Raw genomic sequence first — 12268 nt, 5'->3', positions numbered from 1 at the left:
CGTTGTGGGCGAGTGCATGGACTGCGGCGCGAGGCCGTCCGGAATCTGCTGACCGAGGCGCAGCTCTCTCAGAGCGACGCCGGTGCCCTGCTCGGGCTCTCCTACCAGCGGGTGCAGCAGCTGGCGAAGACGGTCTAGGAGGCCGAAGCCTGCAGCCCCCTCACCATTTCCCAGGACTGAAAGTCCGCAACCACGCAGATTGCCACCGGCGATGAGGATCCCACAGCCTCACCACCATGAAGCTCGGCTAGCTGCCGGCCGCGAGCTCCTTGGCCCGCGCCAGGGCGGCGTCGGTCGCGCGGATAAACATCTGGTCCAGACCGGCGTCGCTCATTACCGCGAGCGCACGCTCGGTGGTGCCCTTGGGGCTGGTCACGTTGATCCGCAGCTGGGTCGGGGTCTGGTCCGATGCGGCCAGGAGTTCGGTGGCCCCACGGAAGGTGCCCTGCACCAGCAGGTTGGCCTCGTCCGAGCTGAATCCCTTTTCGATGGCGGCGGCGGTGAGCGCCTCGATCAGCGCAAACACGTAGGCGGGACCGGAGCCGGAGATGGTGCTGAGCGCGTCGATCCGGTCCTCGGCCACCTCGAGCACCTCGCCCACGGTCTCAAAGACCGCTCGCACGGCGGCCATCGCGGCCGCATCGGCGCGGGTACCCGGGGCGATGCCGGTGACCGCGCGGCCCACCACGGCGGGGGTGTTTGGCATCGAACGCACCACGATCGCGGTGTCGGGCAGGATCGACTCGAAGGTAGCGATGGTCACGCCCGCGGCCAGGCTCACCACGATCGCACCGGGCTTAAGCGCCGGGGCAATCTCGGCGAGCAGGTCCGGAACCATGCCGGGCTTCACCCCGATCAGGATGATGTCGGCGCCCGCGGCGGCCTCACGATTTCCCTCGGGGTTCTCGTTCAGCGCGACGCCGGTCACGCCCTCCAGCTTCGACAAGGCCTGGGCCTTTTCCGGCGTGCGGTTGGTCGCGATCACCGGGCTGGTGGCGGTGGCACCCGAGGCGACGAGGCCGGAGAGAATCGCCCCGCCCATCGAACCGGTACCGAGAAATGCGATGCTGGGTGCGTTCGTGGAGGTCATTCCTCCATCCTAAATCCGCGCCGTGTGCGGATGCCCGCGTGGCGTGATTCGGATTACCCTGGGACCATGAACCTCGAGCCGCTACTGCTTCGCCTGGACCGTATCGCCGGTGGATCGCGCGCCTCCGAGCGCATCGCCGAGGAGGCTCGCACGCATCCGCGCACGGTGCGGGCATTCCGGGCGGTGACGATTCTGCTGCTGATCGAGCTGGTACTCGGCATCGTCGCCGTGGTGATCGCGCTCGTCCTGCTGGGCCGCGGCGAGCACGTGCCGCTGTCGGTGTGGACGCGCAGCGTGGTGGTACTCGGCATGACCGCGACCCTGTTCTACTTCTCCTGGCGCGCGCAGCTGGGCTGGTCCTGGGGCTATTCGAGGCTGCGGCTGTTCAGCAAGATTTTCCCCGTGGTGACCCTCGTACTCGCGGCAATCCCCGGGTTTTATCCGGTATGGATGATCACCGAGCAGATCATCTTCAGCCTGATCCTGATCGGCGTGGCCGACTACCTCGACTCCGACCACATGCGCGACACCTTCCGTCGTCCCACCCCGCCGGCTACCGTGCGGGACTAGGATGTGATCCACCACACGAGGGGATCACATGAGTACACAGGGCGGCAATCGCGCCATCATCGCGGCACTGCTGGCAAACGTCGGGATCGCGCTGACCAAGTTCATCGCCTGGTTCTTCTCCGGCTCGGCCTCGATGCTCGCCGAGGGTGTGCACTCCCTCGCCGACTCGGGCAACCAGCTGCTGCTTCTGCTGGGCGGAAGAAAATCGCGCCGCCTGGCCGACGACGAGCACCCGTTCGGGTACGGACGCGAACGCTATGTCTACGCCTTTGTGGTCTCGATCATCCTGTTCTCGGTCGGTGGCGTGTTCTCGATCTACGAGGGCATCAATAAGCTCACCCACCCGCATGAGCTGGAAATGTGGTGGCTGCCGATGGTGGTGCTGACGGTCGCGATCGGGCTCGAGGGCTTCTCCCTGCGCACGGCGATCCGCGAATCTAATCACACCCGCGGAACCCAGTCCTGGATCCAGTTCATCCGCCGCGCCAAGGCTCCCGAGCTGCCCGTTGTCCTGCTGGAGGACGTGGCCGCGCTGATCGGCCTGGTGCTCGCCTTCCTCGGCGTCGGCCTCACCGTCATCACCGGCAACGCCACCTGGGATGCGATCGGCACCCTGGCGATTGGTGCGCTGCTGGTCCTGGTCGCGATCGTGCTGGGCATCGAGACCAAGAGCCTCCTGGTGGGGGAAGGGGCCACGGCCGAACAGGCCGCCGCGATCCGGGATGCCATCGTGGCCGGGCCCGAAGCAGAGCGGATCATCCACCTGAAGACCCTCTATCTGGGACCCGAGGAGATCATGGTGGCGGCCAAGATTGCCGTGGACCCGGCCCGCACGGTCGCCGAGGTCTCCGAAAACATCAACGTGATCGAGGCCCGCATCCGCGCCGCCGAACCGATGGCGCGCGTGATCTACCTCGAACCCGACGTGGATCGCGAGCGGGTTTAGCCCCGGTCGAGCTACAGGTCGGTCGGGCTCGCCAGGGTCTCGCGGAAAAACTCCACCAGGATGGCCGCGCACTCGGCCTCGCGCACGCCCCCGACCACCTCGGCGCGGTGGGCGAGGCGGCGATCCCGCAGCAGGTCAAACGCGCTGCCGGCGGCTCCGGCCTTTTCCTCCCAGGCCCCAAACACCACCCGGGGGATGCGGGCCGCGAGAATCGCCCCGGCACACATGATGCACGGCTCCAGGGTGACCACCAGCGTCAGATCGCGCAGCTGCCAATCCCCGCGCGCCGCGGTGGCCGCACGGATCGCCTCGATTTCGGCGTGGGCGGTGGGATCGTGGCGGGCCTCCTTGAGGTTGTATCCGGCCGCCACCACGGCGCCCGCCGAGTCAACCAGAACGGCCCCCACCGGGACATCCGCACTATCCGCGGTCAGGCGCGCCTGCTCCAGGGCCAGGCCCATCCAGCGCTCATCTTCCGCGCGCACACTCATTACCACCGCAAGGTTCCCTTCACCCAGGTATTGTTAACAGTATGCGAGTGCACGTAGCCGATCACCCCCTGATCACCCACAAACTGACGGTCCTGCGGGACAAGAACACCCCGTCGCCGATCTTCCGGTCCCTCACCGAGGAGCTGGTCACCCTGCTCGCGTATGAGGCAACCCGTGAGGTTCGCACCGAGACGGTCGAAATCGAGACCCCGGTCACCACCACCACCGGACTCGCGATCTCCTCGCCGCGTCCGCTCGTGGTCCCCATCCTGCGTGCCGGTCTGGGCATGCTCGAGGGCATGGTCAAGCTGCTCCCGACCGCCGAGGTCGGCTTCCTGGGCATGCTGCGCGACGAGGAAACCTTCGAGCCGAAGACCTACGCCGAGCGTCTGCCGGATGATCTGTCGGGTCGCCAGTGCTTCGTCCTGGACCCGATGCTCGCGACCGGCGGTTCGCTGGGTGCGGCGATCAAGTTCCTCTTTGACCGCGGCGCAGACGACGTGACCGCAATCTGCCTGCTGGCCGCCCCCGAGGGTGTGGCCGCGCTGGAGAAGCTCACCGAGGGCCGCGACGTCAAGCTGGTGCTGGGCACCGTGGACGAGCGTCTGGACGAGCACGGCTACATCGTTCCCGGCCTGGGAGACGCGGGCGACCGCCTCTACGGCCTGGTCTAAAACTTCGTCCCTGGCACCCGGCCAGGGCCCACGGCGGCATCGGTTTTCCGATGCCGCCGTTTTTTATTCCCCCCAATCAAGGGTGATCAGTTGACAGCATGCTTCGCTCTGGGCATAATCGGCATATGACTGAATTCGCGCGTACCCGGAGCTCCCTCGAGTCTCATGGGACTGTGGGCATGATGATGCCCCGTAGCGCTGTCATGTGTTGTCGAATGTGCAGCTAGCTCGCTAGCTTCCGCCAACGTCTCCGCCCCGCTTCTCCTCATCCAGAAGAAGACAAAGCGTCGAGACCCGGAGCGTTTTTGAACGCGACTCCCCCGGAACGACCTTCCGATTCGTCGATCCGGATACACACAACACACCCGTCGTAACGGCCCGGCCGAGGCACTCGCCCCCGGATGACCGTCGACACCAAAACGTTTAGGGACTTCTCATGTCGATCGCCACCATCACCACCGCACCCGCCACTCGCAGCGCCGAGGCAGACCGCATCGCCACCGCGCTCACCGCCGGACGCACCACCACCAGCACCGCGGTTCCCGCCGTCGCCCCGGTTGTGGCCGCAGCCCCCGCGGCCCCGGCCGCTCCCGCAGCCCCGCGTCTGCGCTCGGTTCCCGAGGGCACCGAGGCTCGCGGCTTCGTTCTCTACGTCGGCCTGGATGAGGCCAAGGCCCTGGCCGACGGCTCGAGCCTCGGTCAGGTTGTGCAGGCCCTCAAGGACCTCGCCGCCCAGATCGCCCCCGCCTCGGAAACCTACGCGGCCGTTGCCCTGGCACCCGCCGGTGCCGGTGGTCGCGACATCGACGTGGTTCGCCTGGCCCTGCAGGAGCCGGCGGCCCTCGCCCGTCACCGCGACACCGAGGAGAGCCACACCGGCGAGCTCGACCGCGCACACGCCGGCGTCGTGATCGACCTCTCCCGCAAGCGCCTGGCCCTGGACAACACCGCCGTCTCGCTCACCTTCAAGGAGTTCGAGCTGCTGCAGTACCTGGTCCTGCGCGAGGGTCGCACCGTGGACCGCGCCGAGCTGATCGGTGCCCTGTGGAACCCCGAGGATGAGGAAGCCGCTCCCAACGAGCGCACCATCGACGTCCACATCCGTCGTCTGCGCGCCAAGCTTGACCGTTACGAGGACATCGTCCGCACCGTTCGCGGCGTGGGTTACCGTTTCGACCGTCACGCCGACGTCACCATCCGCTACGCATCGGCACCGAGCCCCGACCTCTTCTAGGTCGCGGGCGGCCACGATCGCAACGTCAGATCCGGTGTATATCGGGGTTCATCAGCCCGAAAACCGTGCGGTCTTCTGGAATTTCACCGGATTCACAGGCGATTGTCATACGGGTATGGCCCTACACTGACACAATCGCTTACATGCTGGTCTTATGGAACACTTCGCCGAGACACCTACCTGGTCCCAGTATGCAAACCTCCTGGGCAGTTCGCTCCGTCATCTTCGACTCGGGCGAGGCCTCAGCCAGGAACAGGTTGCAATGGCCGCTGGAATCAGCCGTTACACGTATCAGAAGTTCGAGAAGGGCGAGTCTCGTCCGGGAACTTCAGCCAATCCATCACTCCAAAACGTCCTCGCGCTTAGCCAGGTCTTCGGGGTACCCATCGAGGAGCTTTTGCCCAGCACTCCGCCGGACCTCAGCGACCGCTAGCATTCGGGATCGGGTGCCCGTTCACGCTCGGGGTGATGTTCACGCTCGGACCGGTGTTCGCGCTCGGGCCGATGTTCAGGCTCAAGCTGGTGCGCAGACTCAGGCTCGTGTTCGGGCTCGGGCCCGCTCCCACGTTGGTGCTCATCACCACGTACGGTGCGCGCCGGCGCACTACGCCGAGGGGGACGATTACCTTCCATCGGCACGCCTGATGGCCTTCCGGGCGGTGAGTGTCGGGGGGTCGAGTTAGGCTCGGAATGTGCCGGTGAAGGGATCCACCGATGAAAACAGTCCTGCTTCACCCCCGGCGTTCGACACCCACCGGGTTCGAACACCCAACGCCCTCCGACGGTGCCATTCCCCCGGCACCGGGGCCCGCAGCCTCCGCAGCGGAATACGCCCACTTTGAGAACCCCGTCCAGCCCGAGACCGGATTTCGGTCGGCCGGCTCCTCCGATGCCGCGGCATCCACGCGTTCAGAGTTTGTGCACGCGGATGCCGAGGACTCCCACGGAGAACCGCGCTGGCTGGCGAGCGTGGCCACCGTGCTTCAGTTCGGCCCCGTGCCCGAGCTTCGACCCGTGCTGCTCGACATTATTGTCAATCCGCAGTCCCCTCCGGACGAGCCGGTGGTGGTGATCCACTCCGATGAGTTCGGCGAGCACCTGATCCTCACCCCCGAGAGTGCCCGACGGTTGGGCACGGCGCTCACCACGCTATTCGCGGACGTCGGCGGGAGTCTGCCCGAGGCATCACTCGCGCCGGAGACCGACGCGCTTTCGCCCCCGGAGGAGCTGCCGTCATCCTCGGAGGCGCCTCGCTGAGGCGCCTAACGCGGCGTGCCCCGCACCCCCTTCCGGGTCGTGCGGGGCACGCTCGCCGAGCGCGGAGCCAAGCACTGCGCTTAGCGTAGCGCCGAGCACAGTGCCTATCTAGGAGGCGGCGACCACCTTGCGGTCCTGGCGCGGCCACACCACCTTCTGCACGATGATGATCACCGAGGCGGCCACCGGAATGGCCGCCAGCGCGCCGAGAACGCCTCCGATGGTTCCTCCAGCTACCGCGGCAATCACCACCATCGCGCCGGGAACCGCGACCGCGCGGCTCATGATGCGTGGGGAAATGATGTAGGCCTCGACCTGCAGGTAGATCAGGTAGTAAATACCCGTGATCAGGGCGAGGCTGGGGTCCACCAACAGGCAGATCAGGGTGTTCAGGATCGACGCGCTCAGGGTACCCACCAGCGGAATCAGCGATCCGATAAACGCGAAGAATGCCAGCAGGAACGGCATCGGCGCCTGGATGATCGAGAGCAGAATGAGGCTGAGCACACCGTTGATCAGGGCGAGAGACACCTGCCCGACCACATAGCGGCCGACGGCACCGGTGATGTCCTCGGAGATCTTGGCAAAGCCCGTGCGCTGGTAGGCGGGAACGAAACGGTAGACGGTCTGCTTCATCGAGCGCAGCGACGCCATAAAGTACAGGGTCAGGATCAGCACGATGATCAGCCCGGTGATGCCGCTGGCGACGCCCGCGCCCACCTGGGCCAGGCCTCCTCCGATCGCCACCAGGTTCTTCGGGTCGCCCAGGAAGTCCGTCGCACCCTTGATGACCTGCTTAATATCCACCGAGTCACCCAGCAGCTTCTGAATCTGCAGCACGATGTCGTTCTTCTGGAAGTCCGAGGCAAAGCCGGGGAAGTCGCGGATCAGGTTGGAGGACTGCTCCACCAGCACCGGAATGACCGCCAGCAGCAGCCCGGCCAGGGCCGCCAGCACCACGAGCACCACCGCGGCAATCGCCGCGGGCCGAGGCATGCGCTTCTCCAGCCAGGAGACCAGCGGATCAAGCCCCAGCGCCAGGAACAGGGCGATGCCAATGTACACCAGGACGGTGCTTAGCTGGCTGACGATTCCCCCGAGGAGGAGCGCGATCAGCACACCCAGGGTACCCACCAGGCCGATCCTGAACGCATTAACGTGCACGCCGGATCCGCCCGCGGGCTCGCGGTGCAGTCCCACATCGCCGCCGGAACTCAGCCGAGGTTCCGCATCGGGGCGCGTCGCCTTCTTCTTCATCCGTGTCTCCTCACGTGTGTGCGGCGCCTGAGTGGCCGCACGGGGTCGGGGTTCAATTGTGGACCCAAAATTCTCCCATCGCCGGATTTCCGGGGAATCAACATCCGTGCCGCGTGCGCGATCGAGCGAATACCGCCACACGGCAAACTCCCAGCCGCCGAGGCGATGAAACCCTGGTAATCGTTACCTGGATGTTATATATTCGTACTGCGTTCGACGTTTTGCTGTGACGACGAAACGCACATGTGATTGCAGGACACTCTTGGTGCAAGGGGAAGGGCCGATCGTACGCCTCTACGATCGGCCCTTGTTCATGTCTGCCCCGATCCCCCGGCCATTCTCCGCGGGTATTCCCGGGGCCGCTGCGCCAGGGGCGAAACTTCCCAACCTGCCCCTCGGCCGCGAAGGCGGTACGCTGGGAGGATGACTCAGGCCACCGATTCCGCACGCGAACTCCGCGCCCTCAAGGTGCTGGGCGCGGCCTGTTTCGGCGGCGGTCTGCTCTTCACCGCGGTGGGAATCCTGCTGATCGTCCTGGCCGCGCTGAACGGGCCGTGGTTTCTCACGCTCATCGGCATCGGTGTTCTGCTCACCGGGCTCAGCACCAGCTTCTGGGGCATGGTCATGCTCTATCGCTCGCTGATTCGCGCGAACCCGGCTCTCGCCATCAGGCTGAACGACCCCGCTCCGGCCGGCGTCTCCGAGCCGACAGGTACTTCCGAGCCGACAGGTACTTCCGAGCCGACAGGTACTTCCGAGCCGGCAGGCGCTTCCGACGCCGCGGCGTCCCCCGCAGAAGAAACTGTGCCCGCACACGAAGAGCTCCCCGTACACGAGGATCGCCTTCCCACCCACGAAGAAATCCCCGCACAGGCAGCACGCCCGGCACGCGTGGACTCCCCCGAGTCCGGTGATCCACGATGAGCGGCGCCGTCGAGGCCTGGGAATCGCTGTTTCGCGCGCAGGTGGGCATCATGCGTCGCCTCGGCGAGGACTTCCCAATGGGTGGTCTCACGATGAACGAGTACGACGTGATGTTCACCCTCTCCCGGCAACCCGACCGCAAGGCCAAACTGCGTGATCTGAACCGACTGGTGCTGCTGAGCCAGCCCAGCGTGAGCCGCCTGATCGATAAGCTCTCCGCCGAGGGGTTCGTGACCAAGGCCGCCGACCCGGATGATCGCCGCGGCATGATCATCACCCTCACCGAGGAGGGATTCTCGGCCTACCGCCCGGTGGCCCGCGCCCATATGCGCACGATCGAGTCGATCATCGGCGGCGCGCTCAGCCCCGCCGAAATCGAGTCCATGTTTGCCCTGACCGAGAAGCTGCGCTGCCCCGAATTCGACGATTAGGTTCCCGATGAGCACCTCCTCCCCCGCCGCCCTGATCTGGTTCCGCCGCGACCTGCGGGTGGGTGATCACCCGGCGCTGACCGCCGCCCTGGACGCACGCGAGCGCGTGATCGCCGTCTTTGTGCTGGACGAGCCGGGCCTGCGCCCGATCGGTGGGGCGTCCCGCTGGTGGGTTCACGGCGCACTGGACTCGTTGGCTGCGGACCTCGCCGAGCTGGGCATCCCGATCGAACTGCGCACCGGCGACCCCGTCACCGCGCTGCGCAACCTGGCCGCCGAGCAGAACGCCGACCGCGTGTATGCCACCGCCCGTCCCGGTGCGGATGAGGCTGAGCTGGATGCCCGCGTACACACGGAGCTGGCCGCACACGGGATCGAGGTCCGGTATGCGGCCCCGGATCTGCTGGTGGATCCCGGGCTGCGCACCGGCGAGGGCCGTCCGTATACGGTGTTTACCCCGTTCTGGAAGCGTGCGCTGGATGAGCTGGCCCGGCGTCCTCCGCGCGCGGTCCTCCCCGTCCCCCGGCCCGCCCGAGTCCCGGCCTCCGCCGATCCCGCGGCGTTCGCGGCCGCGTTGGAGGGCCTCGCCCTTCGCCCCACCTCCCCCAACTGGGCGGAAAACTGGGACACCCTGTGGAGCCCGGGCGAGGCCGGTGCCCACGAGCGGCTGGCCGACTTCCTGGACGAGGATCTGGGTGATTATCCGGACCTGCGCGACCGTCCCGACCGCTCGGTGACCTCGCGGCTGTCCCCGCACCTGGTGTGGGGCGAGATCACGGTATCCACGATCTGGCATGCGGTGGATGAGCACCGACGCACGCATCCCGGGCAGGGTGCCAGCTTCCTCAGCGAGCTGGGCTGGCGCGAGTTTGCGCACTACCAGCTGTTCCACTTCCCCAAGCTGGCCACCGATCCCTGGCGGCCCAGCTTCGCGAATTTCCCCTGGCCCGAGGCCGACCCCGAGCTGCTGCGCGCCTGGCAGACCGGCACCACCGGAATCGACCTGGTCGACGCGGGGATGAACGAACTCTGGCAGACCGGCACCATGCACAACCGCGTGCGCATGGTGGTCGCCTCGCTGCTGACCAAGAACCTGCTCCAGCACTGGCGGGCCGGCGAGGAGTGGTTCTGGGACACCCTGGTGGACGCCGATCCCGCCGCGAACCCGTTCAACTGGCAGTGGGTGGCCGGTAGCGGCGCCGATGCGGCCCCCTACTTCCGCATCTTCAACCCCGAGCTGCAGGCCAAAAAGTTCGACCCCAACCGCGAATACATCCGCCGTTGGGTCCCCGACACCGGTCTGCGCACGGCCCCGATCGTGGACCTCAAGGCCTCCCGCGAGGCGGCCCTCGAGGCCTACCGCAAGCGGGAGTAGACCGCCCGCCGGGCTCCGGAACTCCCGCACGAGTGACGAAGTCACCCTGTCGGTCTCCGGAATGCCCGCGGGCGGGGGCACCCGCCGAGATCCGCGGCTAGGCGCGACGGATGAAGCCTCCGCGCTGGGCGGCGAGCACCGCCTGCTGGCGATTGTTCACGCCGAGCTTGCCGAAGATATGCGCCAGGTGGGACTTGACGGTGGTTTCGCTGATGTGCAGTTTCTTGCCGATCTCACGGTTGACCAGCCCCTCGGAGGCGAGGGTCAGCACCTCGATTTCGCGGGCGCTGAGCGCCTGCTGTGGTTCGCTGACGCGCGCCACCAGGCGTCCGGCCACCGCCGGGCCGAGAACCGTCTGGCCGAGGACCGCCTTGCGGATCGCGCTCAGTAGATCCTCGGGCGGGGCATCCTTCAGCAGATAACCGGCGGCGCCCGCCTCGATGGCTCCGAGGATGTCGGCATCGGAGTCGTAGTTGGTGAGGATCAGCACGCGCGGCGGATTCTCCCGGCGCATCAGCTCGCGGGTTGCATCGATCCCGGTGGGTCCGGTCCCAAAGCTCAGGTCCAGTAGCACCAGATCCGGTTCAAACCGGTTGACCACGGCCAGCACCTCGGGCACCGAGGCCGCCTCGGCGACCACCTCGATGTCCGCCGCGGTCCCCAGAACCGCGGCCAGGCCCGCACGCACGATGGGATGGTCATCGGCCATCACGACCCGGATCGGTGTGCCCACTGCATAGTTCATGCTGCCTCCCGGGTAAATCTTACGGTCACCGTGGTGCCCTCGCCCGGAGCACTCTCGATCACCAGCGATCCTCCCAGCTCGGCGATTCGGGACCGCATCGCGATCAGCCCAAATGAGCCCCCCGCGGTGCGCTCCACCAGAGAATCCGGGTCAAATCCGCGGCCGTCGTCGACGATGTCGAGGATGGTTTCCCCATCCAGATAGCTCAGGCTGAGATCCGCACGGGTGGCATCGGCGTGCTGCACCACGTTGGCCAGCGCACTCTGGCCGATCCGCAGCAGGCCCGTTTTTACCACGGTGCTCAGCGGCTCGGGGGTCCCGTCTGTGTGGAATTCCACCGGAATTCCCGCCTGCTGGGAGGCGTTCTCGGCGAGGCGGGACAGCGCCTCGGCCAGGCTGGCGCCGGTGATCGCCGGCGGGGCCAGCTCATCGATCAGCCCGCGGGTTTCGGCGAGCGCCAGGGCCGCCGCATCCCGCGCCCGCCGGACGTGTTCGATCGCGGTCTCGGGGGCCTGCTCGCTTGCCCGCTCGGCCGCATGCAGCAGCAGCTGGATGCTGGAGAGTCCCTGGGCCACGGTGTCGTGGATGTCGCGGGCCAGACGCTCCCGCTCGGCAAGCTTGCCCGCCTCGCGCTCGGTTTCGGCCAGGCGGACCCGGGTGGAAATCAGCTCGGCGATCAGCTCCTCGCGGCGCAGGGCCACCCGCTGAAGCTCGCGATACCCCAGCCCGATCGCCACGGCGATCACCGCACCGATCAGCGGGCCGAGGATCCCCGGCACCGAGAAGCCGCCGTGCAGTCCGATCGCGATGATCGACACCGCGCTCACCACCGCCACGCTCAGCAGCGCGGGGGTGCGATCCAGCAGCGCCAGATAGAGGAAAAACAGCGGGAAGGACAGGTAGGCGGCGTCCTGACTGACCAGGATCATCGCGATCCACAGCAGGGTCAGCCCGCCAAGCCACAGCCCGATTCTGCCGCGCGACTGATCGTCCCTCCCCCACCAGGCACCCAGCAGGTACCAGACCAGGAAGACGGCGGCGAGGATCGCGGCGATCACGGGTTCGGGACCCGAGCGGAATCCGGCGCGGATCATCACAAACAGGGCCAGCGACACAAAGAGCAGGTGCAGACCGGTGCGCAGTCCCGCGGACACCGGTCCGTCGGCGGAACGGATCATACCCTCAGCCTAATCCGCGGGGGCACCGGCGGGTATCCCTCAAAAGGTGGAGCGGATAATCATCATTTTGCGCCCCGACCCGACCACCTAGCCGAT

At 66.9% G+C, this 12268-nt stretch carries 15 protein-coding genes; 10 read left to right on the top strand and 5 right to left on the bottom strand.

Annotated features, from left to right (window positions below):
* Positions 1 to 12 precede the first annotated feature (12 nt).
* Positions 13 to 138, top strand: a complete 126-nt coding sequence (locus tag IE92_RS19070) for a hypothetical protein (protein WP_259177934.1) — start codon at positions 13 to 15, stop codon at positions 136 to 138.
* A 109-nt stretch (positions 139 to 247) separates the two neighbouring features.
* Here IE92_RS19070 and proC read toward each other — a convergent pair whose 3' ends face one another.
* On the bottom strand, positions 248 to 1090 hold the full coding sequence (gene proC / locus IE92_RS0114210) for a pyrroline-5-carboxylate reductase (protein WP_030149169.1): 843 nt from the start codon (positions 1088 to 1090) through the stop codon (positions 248 to 250).
* Between the two features lie 66 nt (positions 1091 to 1156).
* On the opposite strand from proC, the gene IE92_RS0114205 reads away from it, so the two are divergent.
* Both IE92_RS0114205 and IE92_RS0114200 read left to right on the top strand, forming a co-directional pair.
* Positions 1157 to 1660 carry a hypothetical protein gene (locus IE92_RS0114205; RefSeq protein ID WP_030149168.1) on the top strand — a complete coding sequence of 168 codons (504 nt, stop codon included), beginning with the start codon at positions 1157 to 1159 and terminating at the stop codon, positions 1658 to 1660.
* Between the two features lie 28 nt (positions 1661 to 1688).
* The gene (locus IE92_RS0114200; RefSeq protein ID WP_030149167.1) at positions 1689 to 2606 is read left to right on the top strand and encodes a cation diffusion facilitator family transporter; all 918 of its coding nucleotides are present in this window, start codon (positions 1689 to 1691) and stop codon (positions 2604 to 2606) included.
* An 11-nt stretch (positions 2607 to 2617) separates the two neighbouring features.
* Here the strand turns inward: IE92_RS0114200 and tadA are convergent, their stop codons facing one another.
* Entirely contained in the window at positions 2618 to 3097 is a 480-nt protein-coding gene (gene tadA / locus IE92_RS0114195; RefSeq protein WP_030149166.1) for a tRNA adenosine(34) deaminase TadA, read from the bottom strand.
* 41 nt (positions 3098 to 3138) lie between these two features.
* Between tadA and upp the strand changes: the two genes are divergently transcribed.
* The 4 genes from upp to IE92_RS0114170 all read left to right on the top strand — a co-directional run bounded on the left by upp (position 3139) and on the right by IE92_RS0114170 (position 6262).
* Positions 3139 to 3771, top strand: coding sequence for a uracil phosphoribosyltransferase (gene upp / locus IE92_RS0114190; protein WP_030149165.1), 633 nt, complete (start codon positions 3139 to 3141; stop codon positions 3769 to 3771).
* A 436-nt stretch (positions 3772 to 4207) separates the two neighbouring features.
* The gene (locus IE92_RS0114185) at positions 4208 to 5005 is read left to right on the top strand and encodes a winged helix-turn-helix domain-containing protein (RefSeq protein WP_030149164.1); all 798 of its coding nucleotides are present in this window, start codon (positions 4208 to 4210) and stop codon (positions 5003 to 5005) included.
* A gap of 154 nt (positions 5006 to 5159) precedes the next feature.
* Positions 5160 to 5438 carry a helix-turn-helix domain-containing protein gene (locus tag IE92_RS19065; RefSeq protein WP_030149163.1) on the top strand — a complete coding sequence of 93 codons (279 nt, stop codon included), beginning with the start codon at positions 5160 to 5162 and terminating at the stop codon, positions 5436 to 5438.
* Between the two features lie 281 nt (positions 5439 to 5719).
* Complete coding sequence (locus IE92_RS0114170; protein WP_030149161.1) at positions 5720 to 6262, top strand: hypothetical protein; 543 nt, start codon at positions 5720 to 5722, stop codon at positions 6260 to 6262.
* 108 nt (positions 6263 to 6370) lie between these two features.
* Here the strand turns inward: IE92_RS0114170 and IE92_RS0114165 are convergent, their stop codons facing one another.
* On the bottom strand, positions 6371 to 7519 hold the full coding sequence (locus IE92_RS0114165) for an AI-2E family transporter (protein WP_081864157.1): 1149 nt from the start codon (positions 7517 to 7519) through the stop codon (positions 6371 to 6373).
* Between the two features lie 423 nt (positions 7520 to 7942).
* Here IE92_RS0114165 and IE92_RS0114160 point away from each other — a divergent pair, with 423 nt between their 5' ends.
* The 3 genes from IE92_RS0114160 to IE92_RS0114150 are packed head-to-tail and all read left to right on the top strand — an operon-like array spanning position 7943 to position 10249.
* A complete protein-coding gene (locus tag IE92_RS0114160; protein WP_030149159.1) occupies positions 7943 to 8443 on the top strand; it encodes a hypothetical protein in 501 nt (166 codons plus the stop codon).
* Complete coding sequence (locus IE92_RS0114155) at positions 8440 to 8874, top strand: MarR family winged helix-turn-helix transcriptional regulator (RefSeq protein ID WP_030149158.1); 435 nt, start codon at positions 8440 to 8442, stop codon at positions 8872 to 8874. Before IE92_RS0114160 ends, IE92_RS0114155 begins: the two co-directional genes overlap by 4 nt.
* A 7-nt stretch (positions 8875 to 8881) precedes the next feature.
* A complete protein-coding gene (locus IE92_RS0114150) occupies positions 8882 to 10249 on the top strand; it encodes a cryptochrome/photolyase family protein (protein WP_030149157.1) in 1368 nt (455 codons plus the stop codon).
* A gap of 97 nt (positions 10250 to 10346) precedes the next feature.
* Here IE92_RS0114150 and IE92_RS0114145 read toward each other — a convergent pair whose 3' ends face one another.
* Positions 10347 to 10994 carry a response regulator gene (locus tag IE92_RS0114145; RefSeq protein ID WP_030149156.1) on the bottom strand — a complete coding sequence of 216 codons (648 nt, stop codon included), beginning with the start codon at positions 10992 to 10994 and terminating at the stop codon, positions 10347 to 10349.
* Positions 10991 to 12172 carry a sensor histidine kinase gene (locus IE92_RS0114140; protein WP_030149155.1) on the bottom strand — a complete coding sequence of 394 codons (1182 nt, stop codon included), beginning with the start codon at positions 12170 to 12172 and terminating at the stop codon, positions 10991 to 10993. Before IE92_RS0114140 ends, IE92_RS0114145 begins: the two co-directional genes overlap by 4 nt.
* Positions 12173 to 12268 lie beyond the last annotated feature (96 nt).

This window comes from Mycetocola saprophilus (assembly GCF_000718085.1).
In the GTDB taxonomy this organism is placed as follows: Bacteria; Actinomycetota; Actinomycetes; order Actinomycetales; family Microbacteriaceae; genus Mycetocola; species Mycetocola saprophilus.
The sequence above is the reverse complement of the archived record's forward strand: the minus strand, read 5'-3'. Positions and strand labels throughout refer to the sequence as shown.

Bases quoted from the DNA above. Each gene is read 5' to 3' on its own strand.
- IE92_RS0114160 (WP_030149159.1), top strand. From the start codon at position 7,943: ATGACTCAGGCCACCGATTCCGCACGCGAACTCCGCGCCCTCAAGGTG.
- proC (WP_030149169.1), bottom strand. From the start codon at position 1,090: ATGACCTCCACGAACGCACCCAGCATCGCATTTCTCGGTACCGGTTCG.
- IE92_RS0114185 (WP_030149164.1), top strand. From the start codon at position 4,208: ATGTCGATCGCCACCATCACCACCGCACCCGCCACTCGCAGCGCCGAG.
- IE92_RS0114150 (WP_030149157.1), top strand. From the start codon at position 8,882: ATGAGCACCTCCTCCCCCGCCGCCCTGATCTGGTTCCGCCGCGACCTG.
- IE92_RS0114145 (WP_030149156.1), bottom strand. From the start codon at position 10,994: ATGAACTATGCAGTGGGCACACCGATCCGGGTCGTGATGGCCGATGAC.
- IE92_RS19065 (WP_030149163.1), top strand. From the start codon at position 5,160: ATGGAACACTTCGCCGAGACACCTACCTGGTCCCAGTATGCAAACCTC.
- IE92_RS0114155 (WP_030149158.1), top strand. From the start codon at position 8,440: ATGAGCGGCGCCGTCGAGGCCTGGGAATCGCTGTTTCGCGCGCAGGTG.
- IE92_RS0114200 (WP_030149167.1), top strand. From the start codon at position 1,689: ATGAGTACACAGGGCGGCAATCGCGCCATCATCGCGGCACTGCTGGCA.
- IE92_RS0114140 (WP_030149155.1), bottom strand. From the start codon at position 12,172: ATGATCCGTTCCGCCGACGGACCGGTGTCCGCGGGACTGCGCACCGGT.
- upp (WP_030149165.1), top strand. From the start codon at position 3,139: ATGCGAGTGCACGTAGCCGATCACCCCCTGATCACCCACAAACTGACG.
- IE92_RS0114165 (WP_081864157.1), bottom strand. From the start codon at position 7,519: ATGAAGAAGAAGGCGACGCGCCCCGATGCGGAACCTCGGCTGAGTTCC.
- IE92_RS0114205 (WP_030149168.1), top strand. From the start codon at position 1,157: ATGAACCTCGAGCCGCTACTGCTTCGCCTGGACCGTATCGCCGGTGGA.
- IE92_RS0114170 (WP_030149161.1), top strand. From the start codon at position 5,720: ATGAAAACAGTCCTGCTTCACCCCCGGCGTTCGACACCCACCGGGTTC.
- tadA (WP_030149166.1), bottom strand. From the start codon at position 3,097: ATGAGTGTGCGCGCGGAAGATGAGCGCTGGATGGGCCTGGCCCTGGAG.